Below are 17,833 nucleotides of genomic sequence, written 5' to 3' on the forward strand. Positions count from 1 at the left end.
CGCGGCGAGGGCGGGCCGGCACGGCCGGCGCGGCTGCCGTGCCGTCTCAGCCGGCTTCGACGATCGCCAGCAGCGCGCCGCGCAGCAGGGTCCAGCCGTCGCGCGCCGCTGCGGCGTCGCCGGCAGCCGACGCCCGGTCGAGCGCCGCGGCGCGTTCGGCGTCGGCGGCGTAACCCAGCGTCAGCAGCACCGACTTCAGGCTGTGCGCCAGGCGGCGCAGCGCCGCCAGGTCGCCGGCGTCCAGTGCTGCATCACCCTGGCGCACGTCGCGCAGGAACTGCGGCAGGCAGCTGGCGCGATAAGCCTCGTACAGCACGGCGTCGCCGGCGAAGAACTGCGCCACGGCGCCCGGGGCGGGCACCGGTGGCGGGGCGGCCGGATCGTGCAGCGCCCGGCGGGCGCAGGATTCCAGCTCGTCCAGCGGCACCGGCTTGGACAGGACCTCGTCGACACCCAGGGCCTCGAGTTCGTGGCGGCGCTCGGCCGAGATGCCGGCGCTGAAGGCGACGAGCCGCGGCCGCGCGGGGCCGGTGGCGGCCAGCTCGTGCAGCAGGTCCACGCCGTTGCCGTCGGGCAGCATCAGGTCGCAGATCACCAGCCTGACCGGCTCCCGGGACAGCGCGGCGCGCGCCTCGGCCAGCGTCGCCGCCTCGACCAGATGCAGCGGCAGTTCCTCCAGCGCGATCTGGACGAAACGGCGGATGGAAGGATCGTCCTCGACGAGCAGCACCCGCGGCAACGACGCCGTGACGTCGTCGGCGGGCGCCGCCGTCATGCGGCCGCCGTGGTGGCTTCGAGTGCCGCCTTCAGCAGGCCGGGCAGTTGCGCGACGAGCTGCGGCTTGTGCACGACGGGCACGCCCTCCAGCGCGAAGGCATAGGGCGCGCGGCCGGCCTCGTCCAGCGAGGTCACCACGACCAGCCGGCTGCGGCTGAACTGCGAGTGCGAGCGCAGGCTGGTGATCAGCGTCGCGCCGTCGATGCCCGGCAGCAGGATGTCGACGATCAGCACGTCGGGCTGCAACTGGCCGGCCAGCGCCAGGCCGGCGATGCCGTCGTCGGCGACGTGCAGCTCGACGCCGGGCAGGTGCTGCCGCACGAGCAGCGACACCAGGTTCTGGTAATGCGCGGAGTCTTCGATCAGCAGCACGCGCCGCGCCGCCGGGACGGCTCGCGCCACGGGCGCCGGGCGCGCCGGACCGGAGCGCCGACCCTCGCGCCAGCGTTCGACCGATTCGCGCGAGATGCGGCGGTGTCCGCCGGGTGTCTTCCAGGCCTCGAGCTCGCCGCGGTCGACCATCATCTGGACCGAACGCACGGCCATTCCGAGCAGGCGCGCGACTTCCAGCGTGCTGAAGGTATCTCGTACGTCGTCGGGCATCGGGGTCTCGGCCATCGAGTAATTCTGCCGAATTTCCGGGCTCGCGGAACGCCCGGCAGCAAGTGATAAAAACATCATTGCTGATAATCCATCACGACCGATGAACGATTCTTCGCCCATGGCCGCCGCGACAGGCCACCCCAGCCCCCCGGACTCGAGCGCGTCAGCAAACCGCTTCGACGAGGCCGCGCATGCACAGATGGAATGTTTCCTGCGTGACTTCGGCGAGATGTACCAGGAGGTCACGCGCGCCCACCACGAGACGCTGTTTCGCCTCGCGCTGGCGGCCGAGTACCGCGACAGCGACACCGGCGAGCACATCATCCGCATGGGTTTCCTGTGCGAGGCGCTGGCGCTGGCCGTCGGGCGCAGCGACCGCTGGGCCGCGATGCTGCGCAAGGCCGCCCCGATGCACGACGTCGGCAAGATCGGCATCCCGGACAAGGTGCTGCAGAAGCCCGGCGTGCTCGACGAGCAGGAGCGCGCGACGATGAACGAGCACGCGCGCATCGGCGCGGAGATCCTCGGCCAGTCGCGCATTCCGCTGTTCCGGCTGGCGGCCGAGGTCGCGCTGTCGCACCACGAGCGCTGGGACGGCACGGGTTATCCATCGGGGCTGAAAGGCGACACGATTCCGCTGTCGGGGCGTATCGTCGCCGTCGTCGACTTCTTCGACGCGCTGACGATGGACCGCTGCTACCGCAAGGCCTTCTCCGACGCCCAGGCCCTGCAGATGCTTCGGGAGCAGGCCGGACGCGCCTTCGACCCGCGCATCGCCGCGGCATTCCTGGACCATGCGCCGCAGCTGATCCGGCTGCGCGACACGATCAACCGCCGCAAGCCCAGCTTCGCCGAACTCGTCGACGGCCCGACCCCGGCCGAAGCCCTCGCGCCATGAGCCGGGGCTCGTCGCTGCCTGGCGGAAGCGGCCGCGGGTTGTCGCCGTGAACACGCAGGCGGCCAACCCTCGCCGCCGACGCCCGCGGCCGCTGACCGCACGCCTCGTCATCGGCGGCGGCGCGGCGCTGGTCGCGCTGCTGCTGGCCGTCACGGGCGCCATCGCCGCCTACGAGTACGGCGAAGCGCGGGACGTTCAGCTGGACCGGGCCGAACTGCTGGCCCGCATGGTCGAAGAGCACGCGACGCACGAGCTCGAAGACGCCGGCCGGGTGCTGGCCGCCGCCGCAGACGTGGCGAGCCGCATGCCGGTGGAGCGCCATGCCGAGCTGGGCACCGCGTTCGCGCAGATCGCCGCCGGCCAGCCGCTGGTCGCCGCCACCGTGCTGGTGGACAGCCGCGGCCTCGTCCTCGCGTCCAGCGTGCCGGGCGCACGCGGACGCACGATCGAGCTGGCGCGGATCTCCAGGCTGCCGGCGCCCGGGCAGCTGGACTATGGCGGCTACCTCGCCGACGCGTCGCCCGTGCTGCCGGCTCGGGCGGCGGTGCCGGTGCTGCGCGGCGTGCTCGCCGCCGACGGCCGGCCGCTGACGCTGGTGGGCCTGCTGGACCCCGCCGAGCTGGCGCGCTTGCAGCGCCACGCACTCGAGGACCCGGGCACCAGCGCGATGCTGGTGCGGCGCGACGGGCTGGTGCTGAGCGCGACGCCCGCGGCCGTCGTGGCCGCAGGCGAACGCATCGCCGCCGGCGAAGACGGCCGCTTCACGGTTGACGACCTGCCGCAGCACGTCACCGCGGCGCGCACGCTGGCCTCGCAGCCCGAGCTGACGGTGCTCGTCACGCGCGACCTCGACGTCGCGCTGGCCACCTGGCGGCGGATGGTCGCTTGGCTGGCGGCCGGGGCCGCCGCGGCCGCCGCCCTGATCGCGGCGATGACCTTCGTCGCCGAACGCAGCGTGCGCGCACGCGAGGCCGCCCGGCGCCAGCGCGACGCCGCGCAGCTCGCGGTGGCGCTGCGCGAACGCGAGCTGAGCGTCATCGTCAAGAGCGTGCAGGAGCTGATCTTCCGCACCGACGCCGAGGGCCGGCTCACCTTCGTCAACGCGCGCTGGCTGGCCGCCACCGGGCAGCCGGGCGAACGGCTGCTCGGCCAGGCCCTCGTCGACCTGATGGCGCCGTCGTCGCGCGAGGCGGTCGCGGCGCTGCTGGCGCCGTCGGCCAGCGGCTCGCGCGCCGCCCAGGTGAGTTTCGCCGGCACCGAGCAGCGCCTGTTCGACCTCGCCGTGTCGCCGCTGATCGAGGGCGGCCGGGTCGTCGGCCACGCCGGCAGCGCGGTCGACGTCACCGAGCGCTGCGCGGCGCAGCGCGAGCTGCAGGAGCAGCTCGCGCTGTCGGCGCTGATGCTCGACACGATGCCGCTGCCGGTGGCGCTGATGGACCGCGAGGCCGCCTACGTGACGGTCAACCGGGCCTGGGAGCAGCAGTCGGGCATCCCGCGCGAGGACCTGGTCGGCAAGCGGGCGAGCGACTACCTGCTGCCGGCCGAGGCCGAGGTGCACGAACGCCACAACCGCGAGGTGCTGGAGCGTGGCGGCTCGCTGAGCTACGAGTCCGAGGTCTCGCAGGCCGACGGCACGCGGCGCACGATGGCCGTGACCAAGGCCGCCGTGACCGACGCCGACGGCCGCCCGCGCGGGCTGATCGCGGCGCTGACCGACATCACCGAGTTCCGCGAGGCCGACCGCACGATGCGCGAGGCGCGCGACATCGCCGAGGAGGCCTCGCGCGCGAAGTCCGAGTTCATCGCCAACATCAGCCACGAGCTGCGCACGCCGCTGCAGGCGATCATCGGCTTCTCCGAGCTGGGCATGGTGCGCGGCCGCGCGCACGAGCGCCTGGCGTCGATGTTCGGCGACATCCACGCCGCCGGGCAGCGCATGCTGGCGCTGGTCAACGACCTGCTCGACGTCTCCAAGATCGAGAGCACGGTGGGCACCTTCCACCTCGAGCGCACCGACCTGCGGCCGCTGGTGCGCGAGGTCGCGCGCGAGATCGACCCGCTGCTGGCGCGGCGACGCCTGCACCTGGACCTGGCGCTCAGCGAAGGCCCGCTGGTCGCCAAGGTCGACCCGATGCGCTTCCAGCAGGTGGTGCGCAACGTGCTCGCCAATGCGGTTCGCTTTTCGCCCGACGGCGAGACGATCACGGTGCGCGGCGACGTCGACGCCCGCAACCAGATCGTCGTCGCGGTGCGCGACCACGGCCCGGGCATCCCGCCGGGCGAGCTGGAGAAGATCTTCGAGGCCTTCGTGCAGTCGAGCAAGACGAAGGACGGCTCGGGCGGCACCGGGCTGGGCCTGGCGATCTGCCGCAAGATCGTCGAGGCGCACGGCGGCAGCATCCAGGCCGAAAACGCCGACGGCGGCGGCAGCCGCTTCACGATCGCGGTGCCGGCGCGCGGCTTCGCGGATACCGTCGTCTGACCGGACAACTGCCCATCATGCCGCGCGGCAGCGGCCGGCGGGGGTTGTGGATCGTGTGTTTCTGCGCGCCGTCAAGGGCTTTGAAACCGCCGTTCGGAACGCCCTCACGACCGCTCCGGAGCCCGCTTGTCATCGTTCTGCAACGGGTGCACACTGGCCCGGACGGCCCTCGAAAAGCCCCTTCCGCCCCCCTCCCAGCACCGCTACCGAACTCCCGCCTTTTCACCCAGCCGGGCCCGCTCGCACCACCAGGGCACGGCGCGTTCCCACCCCTCTCAAAGGAGGTCTAGATGAACCTGACGATCAGCGGCCACCACCTCGAAGTCACGCCGGCCCTTCGTGAGTACGTGCTCACCAAGCTGGATCGCGTCACGCGCCACTTCGACCAGGTCGTGGACGTCACGGTGCTGCTCACCGTCGAGAAGCTCAAGGAAAAGGAACGCCGCCAGAAGGCCGAGGTGACGCTGCGCGTGAAGGGCCGCGACATCTTCGTCGAGCAGGCCCACGAGGATCTGTACGCGGCGATCGACCAGCTGATGGACAAGCTCGACCGCCAGGTCGTGCGCCACAAGGACAAGGTCCAGGATCACCACCACGCCACGGCCAAGCGCCTGGAGGCCAACGCCGGCTGACGCCGCCGCGCCCGGCCTCTGCGACGGCCCCGAGGGGGCCGTTTTTCATGGACCGCCGCGGCGCGCGGGCACAGGGTTTTTCATCTGCCGCAAACACTTGTTGTGATGCAGCCGCAAGAATTCTCGGTTCCCCTGCATCGGGTGGCCCGCTCGCGAGCCGGTCGGAACCCCGATTGCTATCATCCATCGTCTAGCAACACGACGCGGCAGCAGCGCAGCAGAAACGCGGCCCGCGAGGGGAAGTCCCCATGAACCGACTCGCCGCCATCCTGCCTGCCAGCAACGTGCTGGTGAACGTCGAAGCGACGAGCAAGAAGCGTGTCTTCGAACAGGCGGGGCTGCTGTTCGAGAACCAGCATTCGATCGCACGCGGCCTCGTCACCGACAACCTGTTCGCTCGCGAACGCCTGGGCTCCACCGGTCTGGGCCACGCCGTCGCGATCCCGCACGGCCGCATCAAGGGCCTGAAGAATCCGCTCGCCGCCGTGCTGCGGGTGCAGCAGCCGATCCCGTTCGACGCCCCGGACGACGAGCCGGTGTCGCTGCTGATCTTCCTGCTCGTGCCCGAGGCGGCGACGCAGCGGCATCTGGAGATCCTCTCCGAGATCGCCGAGATGCTGTCCGACCGCGAACTGCGCGAGAAGCTCAAGACCGAGGCCGACGCGGCCGCGGTGCACAAGCTGATCCACGACTGGGAACCGCTGAAGTCCGTCGCATGACGGCGCACGCGCGATGAAGCCGACATCGATCAGCGCCGAGGCACTGTTCGAGGCGCATCGCACCGCGCTGCGCTGGGAGTGGATCGCCGGCCACGCGCACCCCGAGCGCCGCTTCGACGACAGCGCGGTGCGCGACGCACGCTCCGCGGCCGACCTCGTCGGCTACCTGAACTACATCCACCCGTACCGGGTGCAGATCGTCGGCCGGCGCGAGATCGCCTATCTCGTCGCCAGCGCGCCGGAAGACCAGGAACGGCGCATCGCGCGCATCGTCACGCTGGAGCCGCCGGTGCTGATCGTCGCCGACGAGCAGGTGCCGCCGGACCGGCTGGTGGCGATGTGCGACCGCGCCGAGATCCCGCTGTTCATCACGCGCGAATCGGCCGGCCACGTCATCGACGTCGTGCGCGCCTACCTCGCGCACCTGTTCGCCGAACGCACGACGCGCCACGGCGTGTTCATGGACATCCTCGGCCTGGGCGTGCTGCTCACCGGCGAATCGGGCCTGGGCAAGAGCGAACTCGGGCTGGAGCTGATCTCGCGCGGCCACGGGCTCGTCGCCGACGACGCCGTCGACCTGTACCGCACCTCGCAGACCGCGCTCGAGGGCCGCTGCCCCGAGCTGCTGATGAACCTGCTCGAGGTGCGCGGCATCGGCCTGCTGGACATCAAGGCGATCTTCGGCGAGACCGCGGTGCGGCGGAAGATGCGCCTGCGCCTCATCGTGCACCTGGTGCGCAAGGAGACGATGGAGCGCGAGTTCGAGCGCCTGCCCTACGAGCCGCTGTACGAGGAGATCCTCGGCCTGCCGGTGCGCAAGGTGGTGATCGCGGTCGACGCCGGGCGCAACCTCGCGGTGCTCGTCGAGGCCGCGGTGCGCAACACGGTGCTGCAGCTGCGCGGCATCGACACCTACCAGGAATTCATCGAGCGCCACCAGCGCGCGATGGAACGCGGCCAGGGCTGACGACGTAACGCGCGCCGGCCGCGCGCGCCGCTCACTTGCCGTGGCGGTGCTTGCAGTCCGGCCGCGTGCAGCGTGCGTACAGCGCCAGCGCGTGGTCCTGCAGCTCGAAACCGCGCTGCGACGCGATGGCGCGCTGGCGGACCTCGATCTCCGGGTCGTAGAACTCCTCGACGCGGCCGCAGTCCATGCACACCAGGTGGTCGTGGTGCTGGCCCTCGTTGAGCTCGAAGACCGACTTGCCGGACTCGAAGTTGCTGCGCGACAGCAGGCCCGCCTGCTCGAACTGCATCAGCACGCGGTAGACGGTGGCCAGGCCGATGTCGGCGCCTTCGTTGAGCAGCGCCTTGAAAACGTCCTCGGCCGTCATGTGGCGGCGCTCGGCGCTCTGGAAGACCTCCAGGATCTTGATGCGGGGCAGCGTGGCCTTCAGGCCGCTGCTCTTCAGTTCTTCGGCATTGGACATGTCGGAAATCCTCGAGGGCCGGCGCCCGGACTCGCCGGCTAGAATGCCGAGCATCATAGCCAGCCTCACGCGCCGTTCTCTGCGGCCGCGCAGGAATCCCCTCATGCTTCGACTCCTGGCCCTGCTGTCCGGCTCTCTGTTGCTGGGCGCATGCTCGTCGACGCCGTCGTCCGGCAACAGTTTCCTCGGCTTCATCACGCCGTACCGCATCGACATCGTCCAGGGCAACGTCGTCACGCGCGAACAGCTGCAGGCGCTGAAGCCCGGCATGTCGCGCGACCAGGTGCGCAACGTGCTCGGCACGCCGCTGGTCACCGACCCGTTCCACGCCGATCGCTGGGACTACATCTTCACGATCCGCCGCCCCGGCACCGAACCGCAGCGCCGCAGCGTCGTCGTGCGCTTCGACGCCTCCGGCGCGATGAGCGGCGTCGAGGCCCCGGACGACCTGCAGACCGAACGCGAGTTCGTCGAGTCGATCACGCGCCAGCGCGACGAGAAGCCGGCCGTGCCCAAGCTCGAGCTGACCGAGGCCGAGCGCCTGGCGCTGCCGCGGCCGCCCAAGCGCGACGACGGCGCCGCCGAAGCCGAGCCCGAGGGCCCGGCGCGCCAGTACCCGCCGCTGGAGGCCTCTTGAACCCGGTGGCGATCGCGGTCGCCGGCGCGTCCGGCCGCATGGGCCGCATGCTCGTCGAGGCGGTGCTGGGCAGCGAAGGCTGCCGCCTGAGCGGCGCGCTCGACGTGCCCGGCAGCCCCGCGCTGGGCCAGGACGCCGGCGCCTTTCTCGGCCGCACGACCGGCGTCGCCGTCACCGCCGACCTGCGCGCGGGCCTCGCCGGTGCCGACGTGCTGATCGACTTCACCCGCCCCGAAGGCACGCTGGCGCACCTGGCGCTGTGCCGCGAACTCGGCGTGCGCATGGTCATCGGCACCACCGGCTTCACGCCGCAGCAGAAGGCCGAGATCGCCGCCGCCGCGCAGCAGGTCGGCATCGTCTTCGCGCCGAACATGAGCGTCGGCGTCAACGTCGTGCTCAAGCTGCTGGAAACCGCCGCCAAGGCGCTGGCCGACGGCTACGACATCGAGATCGTCGAGGCCCACCACCGCCACAAGGTCGACGCCCCGAGCGGCACCGCGCTGGCGATGGGCGAGGCCGTGGCGCGCGCGCTCGGCCAGGACCTGTCCGAACACGCCGTCTTCGCGCGCGAAGGCCACACCGGCGAGCGCCAGCCCGGCACGATCGGCTTCGCGACGATCCGCGGCGGCGACATCGTCGGCGACCACACGGTGCTGTTCGCCGGCACCGGCGAGCGCATCGAGATCAGCCACCGCAGCAACAGCCGCGCCAACTACGCCGCCGGCAGCGTGCGCGCGGCGCGTTTCCTCGTCGAGCACGGCCCCGGGCTGTACGGCATGGCCGACGTGCTCGGCCTGTAGCCGGCCGCCGATGCAGGGCCTCGAACACTTCTGGGCCGAGGCCGACGCGGTCGGCCGCATCGTCGCGCTGCTGCTGTTCACGATGTCGGTCGCGGCCTGGCTGCTGATCGTCTGGAAGAGCCTGCTGCTGCGCCGCGCCGGCGCCGACATCCGGCGTGCGGTGCCGGCCTTCTGGGACGCCGCCTCGGTGGCCGACGGCCGCGCCCGCGTGCAGGCGATGGACCGCGAAGGCGTGCTGCTGCCGCTGGTCGACGCCGCCGTCGCGCCGGCCGCCGGCGGCACGCTCGAAGGCGCCGCGGCGCTGGAGGCGCGGCTCACGCGCCGCCTGCGCGACGCGCTGCACCGCGGCCTGGCGCACCTGCAGTTCGGCCAGGTGATCCTGGCCTCGATCGGCAGCACCGCGCCCTTCGTCGGCCTGTTCGGCACCGTCTGGGCGATCCATCACGCGCTCACCGGCATCGGCGACGCCGGCACGCTGACGATCGAGCGCGTCGCCGGCCCGGTCGGCGAGGCGCTGGTGATGACCGCCGCCGGCATCGCCGTCGCCGTGCCCGCGGTGCTCGCCTACAACGCGCTCGGCAAGCGGGTCGCCGCCTGCGAGGCCGAGCTCGAAGGCTTCGCCCACGACCTGCGCCGCATGGTGCTGGACGCGGCACACGACTGAGGCGCGTGGCGATGGCCTTCGGACGCCTGGAACGCTCGACCCCGCCGCCGCCGATCAGCGACATCAACGTGACGCCGCTGATCGACGTCATGCTGGTGCTGCTGGTGATCTTCATCGTCACCGCGCCGCTGCTGGCCTCCAGCCTCAAGCTGGACCTGCCGCAGGCCGAGGCCTCCGGGCCGTCGGAGCCGGCCCGCTTCGTCGCGCTCGGCCTCGACGCCCAGGGCACGCTGTACCTCGCCGACCGGCCGGCCGGTCGCGAGGAGGTCGAGCGCGCGCTGCGCGAGGCCGCGGCGGCCGACGCGCAGACCGAGGTGCGGCTGCGCGCCGACCGCGCCGTGCCCTACGGCCGCGTCGCCGAGCTGATCGACGCCGCCCAGCAGGCGGGCCTGACACGCATCGGCTTCGTCACCGAGCCCGAGGCACCCAGGTAGCTCCCTACAATCCGGGGGATGAACGAAAAGTACGTCCCCGCGGAAGTCGAAGCCGCCGCCCAGGCGCACTGGAACGCCACCGGCGCCTTCAAGGTCGCCGAGGATCAGAGCAAGCCCAAGTTTTACGCCTGCTCGATGCTGCCCTACCCCAGCGGCAAGCTGCACATGGGGCACGTGCGCAACTACACCATCAACGACATGATGGCGCGCTACCTGCGCATGAAGGGCATGAACGTCCTGATGCCGATGGGCTGGGACGCCTTCGGCCTGCCGGCGGAGAACGCGGCCATCGACAACGGCGTCGCGCCGGCCAAGTGGACACGCGCCAACATCGCCGACATGAAGAGCCAGATGCAGCCGCTGGGCCTGGCCTTCGACTGGAGCCGCGAGGTCGCCACCTGCGACCCCGGCTACTACAAGTGGAACCAGTGGTTCTTCCTGAAGATGCTCGAGAAGGGCATCGCCTACAAGAAGACCCAGGTCGTCAACTGGGACCCGATCGACCAGACCGTTCTGGCCAACGAGCAGGTCGTCGACGGCCGCGGCTGGCGCTCGGGCGCGATCGTCGAGAAGCGCGAGATCCCCGGCTACTACCTGGCGATCACGAAGTACGCCGACGAGCTGCTGGCCGGCGTCAACGACAGCACCAGCGCCCACTACCTCGACGGCTGGCCGGAGCGCGTGCGCCTGATGCAGGAGCACTGGATCGGCAAGAGCGAGGGCGTGCGCTTCGCGTTCACCCATGACATCCGCGGCGCCGACGGCGAGCTGATCCAGGGCGGGCGTTTGTACGTCTTCACGACGCGCGCCGACACGATCAAGGGCGTCACCTTCTGCGCCGTCGCCGCCGAGCACCCGCTGGCGCAGCACGCCGCGCGCGACAACCCCGAGCTGGCGGCCTTCATCGAGCAGTGCAAGAAGGGCGGCACGACCGAGGCCGAACTCGCGCTGAAGGAGAAGGAAGGCCGCCCGACCGGCCTCTTCGTCACCCACCCGCTGACCGGCGAGCAGGTGCCGGTGTGGGTCGGCAACTACGTGCTGATGAGCTACGGCGACGGCGCGGTGATGGGCGTGCCGGCACACGACGAGCGCGACTTCGCGTTCGCCAAGAAGTACGGCCTGGGCATCGTCCAGGTCGTGCACGTCGACGGCGAGCACTACGACTACGAGCGCTGGCAGGACTGGTACGCCGACAAGACGCGCGGCGTGACGATCAACTCCGGCAACTACAGCGGCCTGCCGTACAAGCCGGCCGTCGACGCCGTGGCCGCCGCGCTGCAGGCCAAGGGCCTGGGCGAGAAGAAGACCACCTGGCGCCTGCGCGACTGGGGCATCAGCCGCCAGCGCTACTGGGGCACGCCGATCCCGATCATCCACTGCCCGCACTGCGGCGACGTGCCGGTGCCCGAGAAGGACCTGCCGGTCGTGCTGCCCGAGGACCTGGGGCCGGACGGCAGCGGCAACCCGCTGAACAAGTGCGAGTCCTTCCTGAACGTCGCCTGCCCGACCTGCGGCGCCGCCGCGCGGCGCGAGACGGACACGATGGACACCTTCGTCGACTCGTCCTGGTACTACATGCGCTACTGCTGCCCGGACAGCGACGGCGCGATGGTCGACGCGCGCAACGAGTACTGGATGCCGATGGACCAGTACATCGGCGGCATCGAGCACGCCGTGCTGCACCTGCTGTACGCGCGCTTCTGGACCAAGGCGATGCGCGACATCGGCCTGGTGAGCTTCAGCGAGCCGTTCACGAAGCTGTCCACGCAGGGCATGCTGCTCAACGAGTCCTACTACCGCGAGGACGCGTCGGGCAAGAAGCGCTGGTTCTACCCGAGCGAAGTCGACGTCAAGTTCGACGAGCGCGGCCAGCCGGTGGGCGCCGTGGCCAAGGCCGACGGCCTGCCGGTGCAGCTCGGCGGCATCGAGAAGATGTCCAAGAGCAAGAACAACGTCGTCGAGCCGCGCGACATCATCGCGAAGTTCGGCGCCGACACCGCGCGCACCTTCACGATGTTCGCCGGCCCGCCGGACCAGAGCGCCGCGTGGTCGGACTCGGGCGCCGAAGGCGTGTTCCGCTTCCTGCGCCGGCTGTGGAGCTTCGGCGTCAAGGTCGCGCCGCGCATCACCGCGGTCGACACCGCGGCGCAGGGCACCAACCCGCTGCGCTACGAGGTGCACACGCTGCTCAAGCAGATCGGCGCCGACTACGACCGGCTGCAATACAACACCGTCGTCTCCGGCGCGATGAAGCTGCTGAACGCGCTCGAAGACGGCGCGGCGGCCGCCGACGACGCGACGCTGCGCGAAGGTGTCGGCATCCTGCTGCGTGCGCTGTACCCGGCGGCGCCGCACGTCACGCACGCGCTGTGGGGCGAGCTCGGCTTCACCGCCGCGCTGGGCGACCTGATCGACGCCCCGTGGCCCGAGGTCGACGAAGCCGCGCTGGCGCGCTCGGAGATCGAGCTGGTGCTGCAGATCGCCGGCAAGACGCGCGGCAGCGTGCGCATCCCCGCCGACGCCGACCGCAAGGCGATCGAGGCGGTGGCGCTGGCCTCGCCCGAGTTCGCCAAGTTCAGCGACGGCAAGCCGGCGAAGAAGGTCATCGTCGTGCCCGGCCGGCTCGTCAATGTCGTCGTCTGACCGCCGCCGCGCGCTGGGCGCGATCGCCGCGCTGGGCGCGCTCGCGCTCGGCGGCTGCGGCTTCCAGCTGCGCCGGCCGCAGCAGCCGAGCTTCGAGCGCATCGCGCTGGTCGGCTTCAGGCCGAAGTCGACGGTCGGCGCGGCGCTGCGGCGGGCGCTGGAGCCCGGCGTGCACGTCGTCGACGTGCCGGCGGCCGCCCAGGTGATCCTGGAGGTCACCGAGGACCGGCGCGAGAAGAGCGTCGTCGCGTCGACCTCGGCGGCGCAGGTGCGCGAGTTCGAGATCCGCGTGCGCCTGCACTTCAGCGCGCGCACGCCCGACGGCCGCGAGCTGATCGCACCGACCGAGCTGCTGCGCGAGGAAGACCTCAGCTACAGCGAGAAGGCCGCGCTGGCCAAGCAATTCGAGGAAGCCGACCTGTACCGCGACATGGAGAACGACATCGTCATCCAGGTCATGCGGCGTCTGGCGGCGATCCGTCTGTAACGATGCAACTGCGTCCGGAACAGCTCGAGCAGCGCCTGCAGCGCGGGCTCGACACGCTCTACACGATCCACGGCGACGAGCCGCTGCTGGCCCAGGAAGCGGGCGATGCGATCCGCGCCGCTGCGCGCGCCGCCGGCTTCGTCGAGCGCCAGGTCTTCACCGTCGGCCAGCACTTCGACTGGAGCGGCCTGCTCGGCGCCGCGCAGGCGCTGTCGCTGTTTGCCGACCGCCAGCTGATCGAGATCCGCATCCCCAACGGCAAACCCGGCAAGGACGGCTCGGAGGCGCTGCAGCGCTACTGCCAGCAGCTCTCGCCCGACGTGCTGACGCTGGTGACGCTGCCCAAGCTCGACTTCCAGCAGCAGAAGTCGGCCTGGTTCGCGGCGCTCGACGGCGCCGGCGTGACGCTGAAGGTCGAGCCGGTCGAGCGCAAGGCGCTGCCGGCCTGGCTGGCGCAGCGCCTGGGCCGCCAGGGCCAGCGTGTGGCCAGCGGCGAGGCCGGGCAGCAGACGCTGGCCTTCTTCGCCGACCGCGTCGAAGGCAACCTGCTGGCGGCACACCAGGAGCTGCAGAAGCTCGCGCTGCTGTACCCGCCGGGCGAACTGAGCTTCGAGCAGGTCGAGGCGGCGGTGCTGGACGTCGCACGCTACGACGTCTTCAAGCTCGGCGAGGCGGTGCTCGCCGGCCAGGTGGCGCGTGCGCTGCGCATGCTCGACGGCCTGCGCGCCGAAGGCGAGGCGCCGGTGCTGGTGCACTGGACGCTGGCCGAGGACCTGCGCGGCCTGGCGCGCGTGCGTGCCGCCGTCGACGACGGCAAGCCGCTGCCGCTGGCGCTGCGCGAGGCGCGGGTCTGGGGCACGAAGGAAAAGCTCTACGAGCGCGTGGTGCCGGCGCTGGCCGGCCACCAGACGCAGCACCTGGTGCAGGCGGCGAGCATCGTCGACGGCATCGTCAAGGGCCTGCGCCACCCCGACTGGCCGGCCGAGCCCTGGGACGCGCTGCGCCGCCTGGTGCTGATGACCGTCGAAGCCGCCGCCGCGGCCGGCACGCCGACGCGCGGCACGCGCGCCAGCATGCCGCGCGCGCTCGCGCTCCACGCTTGATTCAGTAACCGCGGCCGCGATCGACGAGGTGCGCGACCGGCCGGCCGTCGCGCCAGGCGCGCAGGTTGGCGGCGACGACGGCGCTGGCGCTGCGCGGGTCGGTGGCCGCTGCCGAATGCGGCAGCACGGTGACCCGCGGATGGGCCCAGAACGCGTGGCCCGGCGGCAGCGGCTCGTGGCGGAAGACGTCGAGCACCGCGTGCTGCAGCCTTCCGGCGTCCAGCGCCGCCAGCAGGTCGGCTTCGACGACGTGGGCGCCGCGGCCCAGGTTCACCAGCGAAGCGCCGGCGCGCAAGGCGGCCAGGAAACGCGCGTCGATCAGATCGCGTGTGGCCGGCGTCAGCGGCAGCAGGTTGACGACGATGTCGGCGCCGGCCAGCAGCGGCGCCAGCTCGCAGCCGCGGTGCCAGTGTTCGACGCGGTAACCCAGCGCCGCCAGCCGCGCGCCGACCGTGCCGCCCATCTCGCCGCGGCCCAGCACCCGCACCGCGACCTCGTCGGCACGGCGCTGCGCGTGCGGCTGCCAGCGGCCTTCGCGCTGGCGCGCGGCGTAATCGAAGAAGCCGCGGTGCAGCGCCAGCACGGCCCACAGCGCGGTCTCGGCCATCGCGGCGTTCATCACCGGGTCGACCATGCGTGCCACCGGCACGCCGGGCGGCAGCGTCGCATCGGCCAGCAAGCGGTCGACACCGGCCCACAAGGACTGCACCAGCGCCAGCGACGGCATGCCGGCCAGCGCGCCGGGCGGCGCGTTGGCGACGACGGCCAGTTCGGCATCACCGTCGTCGCACCACTGCGCTTCGGGCAGCGCGGCGGCGAGCTCGTGCCGCCAGCGTGCGTCGATCTCGCCGGCCAGCCGGACCTTCATGCGCGTGCCGCCGCCACGAGCGCGACCAGCGCCGCGTCGACCGTGGCCTCGCGCACCGCGGCGCGGTCGCCGTCCAGCTGCAGCAGCCGCGCCTCGGTGCGCCCGGCCACGGCCCAGGCGATCCAGACCGTGCCGACCGGCTTGCCGGGCACCGCGCCGCCAGGGCCGGCGATGCCGGTGACGGCCAGCGTCAGCTCGACCGGCGCGCGCGCCAGCAGGCCTTCGGCCATCGCGCGGGCGACCTCCTCGCTGACCGCGCCGTGCGCGTCGATCGTGGCCGCCGGCACGCCGAGCAGCGTGGTCTTGGCGTCGTTGCTGTAGCTGACGACGCCGCGTTCGAACCAGTCGCTGGAGCCGGCGACCGCGGTGCAGGCCGCGGCCAGCAGGCCGCCGGTGCAGCTCTCGGCGCAGGCGAGGCGCCAGCCGCGGGCCCGCAGCGCGTCGGCCAGCGCCAGCACCGCCGGCTCGAAACGGGTCAGCGCCACAGCGCGACCCCGATCGCGATGACCAGCAGCGTGCAGCCGGCGGCCACCAGGTCGTCGAAGACGATGCCGAAACCTTCGCGCCAGGCGATCGTGCCATCGGGCCGGGGTTTGAAACGCCGGTCGGCCCAGCCCACCGGGCCGGGTTTGGCGGCGTCGAAGAAGCGGAACAGCGCGAAGGCCGCCGCCTGCATCAGGAAGCCGGCCGGCGTCACCAGCCAGAGCACGAGCCAGAACGCGACGACCTCGTCCCAGACGACGGCCGACGGGTCGCCGACCCCCAGGTTGCGCGCGGTGACGGCGCAGACCCAGGGCGCGACGAGCAGCGCCGCGCCGATGAGGAGCGCCCAGCCCAGCGTGCCCAGCCAGGGGTCGAGCAGCCAGAACGCGCCCCAGGCCCACAGCGTGCCGAAGGTGCCCGGCGCCTTGGGTGCCAGGCCGCTGCCGAAACCGAGCGCGATGCAGTGCGCCGGATGGCGCAGCATGAAGCCGGTGCTGGCGCGGGACGCGGCCATCGCGCGGCGTCAGGCGAAGTGGTCGAAACCGCGCAGCGCGACGTCCAGCGGCCGGCCCTGGCCGTCGACGACACGCAGCACGTCCTCGGCGTCGATGGCGCCGATGCAGCTCACCGCGACCTGGGCCTCGGCGGCTGCGGCCAGCACCGCGTCGCGGCGCGACGGCGGTGCGGTGAACAGCAGCTCGTAGTCGTCGCCGCCGGCGAGCAGGCATTCACGCTGCAGCGCGTCCGACTGCATCGCCAGCACGGTGCTGCGCGGGATGGCGTCGTAGTCGACCGTCGCGCCGACGCCCGACAGCCGCATCACATGGCCCAGGTCGCCGGCCAGGCCGTCGCTGAGGTCGATGGCGCTGGTGGCGACGCCGCGCAGCGCGATGCCCAGCGGCACCCGCGGCTCGGGGCATTCCATCGACCGCCGCACCTCCTCGAAGGCGCTGCCGGGCAGCGTCGCCGCGCCGCGGAAGACCTCCAGCGCCAGGCGCGCGTCGCCCAGCCGGCCGCTGACCCAGAGGTCGTGGCCGGGGCGTGCGCCGCTGCGCAGCAGCGCCTGCTCGGGCGGCACCTGGCCGAAGACGGTGATGCAGATCGACAGCGGGCCGGCGGTCGTGTCGCCGCCGACGAGCTCGATGCCGTGGCGCTCGGCGAGCGCGAACATCCCGCGCGAGAAGCCGGCGAGAAAACTCTCGTCGACACGCGGCATCGAGATCGCCAGCGTGAAGGCCAGCGGCTCGGCGCCGCAGGCGGCGAGGTCCGACAGGTTGACCGCCAGCGCCTTGTGGCCCAGGCGTGCCGGGTCCACGGTCGACAGGAAGTGCCGCCCCTCGACCAGCAGGTCGCTGGAGATGGCCAGGCGCTGGCCCGGCTCGAGGTCGAGCAGCGCGCAGTCGTCGCCGACGCCGACGGCGGCCCGGCGCGGCGCGCGGCCGAAATACTTCTCGATGAGTTCGAATTCGCCCATGGTCGACAGGATGCGGGCGGCCTTGGCGGGCAGGCCGCGGGCCTCAGGCGCCGGATTCTCGCAGCAGGTTCGCGAGCTCGATCGCCGACTTGACGTTCATCTTCTCGAACACGCGCGCGCGGTGGACCTCGACGGTGCGCACGCTGATCGCCAGCTGGTCGGCGATGCCCTTGTTCGGCCGGCCCTCGACGACCAGGCGCATGACCTCGCGCTCGCGCTCGGTCAGGTCGGCCAGCGAGCGCTGCACCGCCTCGGCGGCCCGCCGCCGGCCCAGCGCCTCGGCGCTGACCAGCAGCGCCTGCTCGACGCGGTCGACCAGCGTGTTGTTCGAGAACGGCTTCTCGACGAAGTCGAAGGCGCCGCGCTTGACCGCCGCCACCGCGGTCGGCACGTCGCCGTGGCCGGTGAGGAAGATCACCGGCAGCGTCTCGGTGAGGCCGCCGTCGGCGAGCTGCTCGAAGAGCGCGAGGCCCGACTGGCCGGGCATGCGCACGTCCAGCAGCAGGCACGACGGCGCGTCGGGCCAGGGCGCGCGGCAGCCGGCGCGGAAGGCCTCGAAGGCCTCGGCGCTGGCGAAACCTTCGGACAGCAGGCGGCGCGAACGCAGCAGCCAGGCCAGCGCGTCGCGCACGACGTCCTCGTCGTCGACGAGGTAGACGACGGGAATGCCGAGGGCGGGATCGGGACGCATCAAGCGTG

At 72.2% G+C, this 17,833-nt stretch carries 20 protein-coding genes; 12 read left to right on the forward strand and 8 right to left on the reverse strand.

Annotated elements, in window-relative coordinates; translation table 11 throughout:
- Positions 1-46 precede the first annotated feature (46 nt).
- Together RBXJA2T_RS02735 and RBXJA2T_RS02740 are read right to left on the reverse strand one after the other, a co-directional pair.
- Positions 47-775, reverse strand: a complete 729-nt coding sequence (locus RBXJA2T_RS02735; RefSeq protein WP_009855787.1) for a response regulator — start codon at positions 773-775, stop codon at positions 47-49.
- Positions 772-1,395 (reverse strand): response regulator, encoded by a 624-nt coding sequence (locus RBXJA2T_RS02740; RefSeq protein ID WP_009855788.1) that lies wholly within the window; start codon positions 1,393-1,395, stop codon positions 772-774. Before RBXJA2T_RS02740 ends, RBXJA2T_RS02735 begins: the two co-directional genes overlap by 4 nt.
- 184 nt (positions 1,396-1,579) lie before the next feature.
- On the opposite strand from RBXJA2T_RS02740, the gene RBXJA2T_RS02745 reads away from it, so the two are divergent.
- The 5 genes from RBXJA2T_RS02745 (at position 1,580) to hprK (ending at position 7,078) form a co-directional block, all read left to right on the forward strand.
- Positions 1,580-2,278 (forward strand): HD-GYP domain-containing protein, encoded by a 699-nt coding sequence (locus RBXJA2T_RS02745; protein WP_009855789.1) that lies wholly within the window; start codon positions 1,580-1,582, stop codon positions 2,276-2,278.
- A 46-nt stretch (positions 2,279-2,324) separates the two neighbouring features.
- Positions 2,325-4,760 (forward strand): ATP-binding protein, encoded by a 2,436-nt coding sequence (locus tag RBXJA2T_RS02750; RefSeq protein WP_009855790.1) that lies wholly within the window; start codon positions 2,325-2,327, stop codon positions 4,758-4,760.
- 290 nt (positions 4,761-5,050) lie between these two features.
- Complete coding sequence (hpf, locus tag RBXJA2T_RS02755) at positions 5,051-5,392, forward strand: ribosome hibernation-promoting factor, HPF/YfiA family (protein WP_009855791.1); 342 nt, start codon at positions 5,051-5,053, stop codon at positions 5,390-5,392.
- A gap of 248 nt (positions 5,393-5,640) precedes the next feature.
- Positions 5,641-6,111, forward strand: a complete 471-nt coding sequence (locus RBXJA2T_RS02760; RefSeq protein ID WP_009855792.1) for a PTS sugar transporter subunit IIA — start codon at positions 5,641-5,643, stop codon at positions 6,109-6,111.
- A gap of 13 nt (positions 6,112-6,124) precedes the next feature.
- Entirely contained in the window at positions 6,125-7,078 is a 954-nt protein-coding gene (gene hprK / locus RBXJA2T_RS02765) for an HPr(Ser) kinase/phosphatase (RefSeq protein WP_009855793.1), read from the forward strand.
- A gap of 31 nt (positions 7,079-7,109) precedes the next feature.
- On the opposite strand, the gene fur is transcribed toward hprK, so the two are convergent.
- Positions 7,110-7,541, reverse strand: a complete 432-nt coding sequence (gene fur / locus RBXJA2T_RS02770) for a ferric iron uptake transcriptional regulator (RefSeq protein WP_009855794.1) — start codon at positions 7,539-7,541, stop codon at positions 7,110-7,112.
- A 103-nt stretch (positions 7,542-7,644) separates the two neighbouring features.
- Between fur and RBXJA2T_RS02775 the strand changes: the two genes are divergently transcribed.
- Genes RBXJA2T_RS02775 through holA form a run of 7 tightly spaced genes read left to right on the forward strand, consistent with a single transcriptional unit; the run spans position 7,645 to position 14,309 of the window.
- The gene (locus RBXJA2T_RS02775) at positions 7,645-8,178 is read left to right on the forward strand and encodes an outer membrane protein assembly factor BamE (protein WP_009855795.1); all 534 of its coding nucleotides are present in this window, start codon (positions 7,645-7,647) and stop codon (positions 8,176-8,178) included.
- Positions 8,175-8,978 (forward strand): 4-hydroxy-tetrahydrodipicolinate reductase, encoded by an 804-nt coding sequence (gene dapB, locus RBXJA2T_RS02780; RefSeq protein ID WP_009855796.1) that lies wholly within the window; start codon positions 8,175-8,177, stop codon positions 8,976-8,978. Before RBXJA2T_RS02775 ends, dapB begins: the two co-directional genes overlap by 4 nt.
- Before the next feature lie 10 nt (positions 8,979-8,988).
- Positions 8,989-9,642 (forward strand): MotA/TolQ/ExbB proton channel family protein, encoded by a 654-nt coding sequence (locus tag RBXJA2T_RS02785; protein WP_009855797.1) that lies wholly within the window; start codon positions 8,989-8,991, stop codon positions 9,640-9,642.
- A gap of 11 nt (positions 9,643-9,653) precedes the next feature.
- Positions 9,654-10,076: an ExbD/TolR family protein gene (locus tag RBXJA2T_RS02790; RefSeq protein WP_009855798.1), complete on the forward strand. Its 423-nt coding sequence runs from the start codon at positions 9,654-9,656 to the stop codon at positions 10,074-10,076.
- 18 nt (positions 10,077-10,094) lie between these two features.
- The gene (leuS, locus tag RBXJA2T_RS02795; RefSeq protein ID WP_009855799.1) at positions 10,095-12,719 is read left to right on the forward strand and encodes a leucine--tRNA ligase; all 2,625 of its coding nucleotides are present in this window, start codon (positions 10,095-10,097) and stop codon (positions 12,717-12,719) included.
- The gene (locus RBXJA2T_RS02800; protein WP_009855800.1) at positions 12,706-13,206 is read left to right on the forward strand and encodes an LPS-assembly lipoprotein LptE; all 501 of its coding nucleotides are present in this window, start codon (positions 12,706-12,708) and stop codon (positions 13,204-13,206) included. The genes leuS and RBXJA2T_RS02800 overlap by 14 nt, the downstream gene beginning before the upstream one ends.
- A 2-nt stretch (positions 13,207-13,208) precedes the next feature.
- Complete coding sequence (holA, locus tag RBXJA2T_RS02805; RefSeq protein ID WP_009855801.1) at positions 13,209-14,309, forward strand: DNA polymerase III subunit delta; 1,101 nt, start codon at positions 13,209-13,211, stop codon at positions 14,307-14,309.
- 1 nt (position 14,310) lies between these two features.
- On the opposite strand, the gene RBXJA2T_RS02810 is transcribed toward holA, so the two are convergent.
- From RBXJA2T_RS02810 to RBXJA2T_RS02830, 5 genes are read right to left on the reverse strand one after another with little or no spacing between them, the layout of a single operon-like run.
- Positions 14,311-15,177, reverse strand: a complete 867-nt coding sequence (locus tag RBXJA2T_RS02810; RefSeq protein WP_009855802.1) for a 2-hydroxyacid dehydrogenase — start codon at positions 15,175-15,177, stop codon at positions 14,311-14,313.
- Positions 15,174-15,662 carry a CinA family protein gene (locus tag RBXJA2T_RS02815; RefSeq protein WP_009855803.1) on the reverse strand — a complete coding sequence of 163 codons (489 nt, stop codon included), beginning with the start codon at positions 15,660-15,662 and terminating at the stop codon, positions 15,174-15,176. The genes RBXJA2T_RS02810 and RBXJA2T_RS02815 overlap by 4 nt, the downstream gene beginning before the upstream one ends.
- A complete protein-coding gene (locus RBXJA2T_RS02820) occupies positions 15,653-16,174 on the reverse strand; it encodes a phosphatidylglycerophosphatase A family protein (protein WP_009855804.1) in 522 nt (173 codons plus the stop codon). The genes RBXJA2T_RS02815 and RBXJA2T_RS02820 overlap by 10 nt, the downstream gene beginning before the upstream one ends.
- Before the next feature lie 9 nt (positions 16,175-16,183).
- Positions 16,184-17,134, reverse strand: a complete 951-nt coding sequence (gene thiL, locus RBXJA2T_RS02825) for a thiamine-phosphate kinase (protein ID WP_009855805.1) — start codon at positions 17,132-17,134, stop codon at positions 16,184-16,186.
- Between the two features lie 43 nt (positions 17,135-17,177).
- On the reverse strand, positions 17,178-17,825 hold the full coding sequence (locus tag RBXJA2T_RS02830; protein WP_009855806.1) for a response regulator transcription factor: 648 nt from the start codon (positions 17,823-17,825) through the stop codon (positions 17,178-17,180).
- Positions 17,826-17,833: the final 8 nt, after the last annotated feature.

This window comes from Rubrivivax benzoatilyticus JA2 = ATCC BAA-35 (assembly GCF_000190375.1).
In the GTDB taxonomy this organism is placed as follows: domain Bacteria; phylum Pseudomonadota; class Gammaproteobacteria; order Burkholderiales; family Burkholderiaceae_C; genus Rubrivivax; species Rubrivivax benzoatilyticus.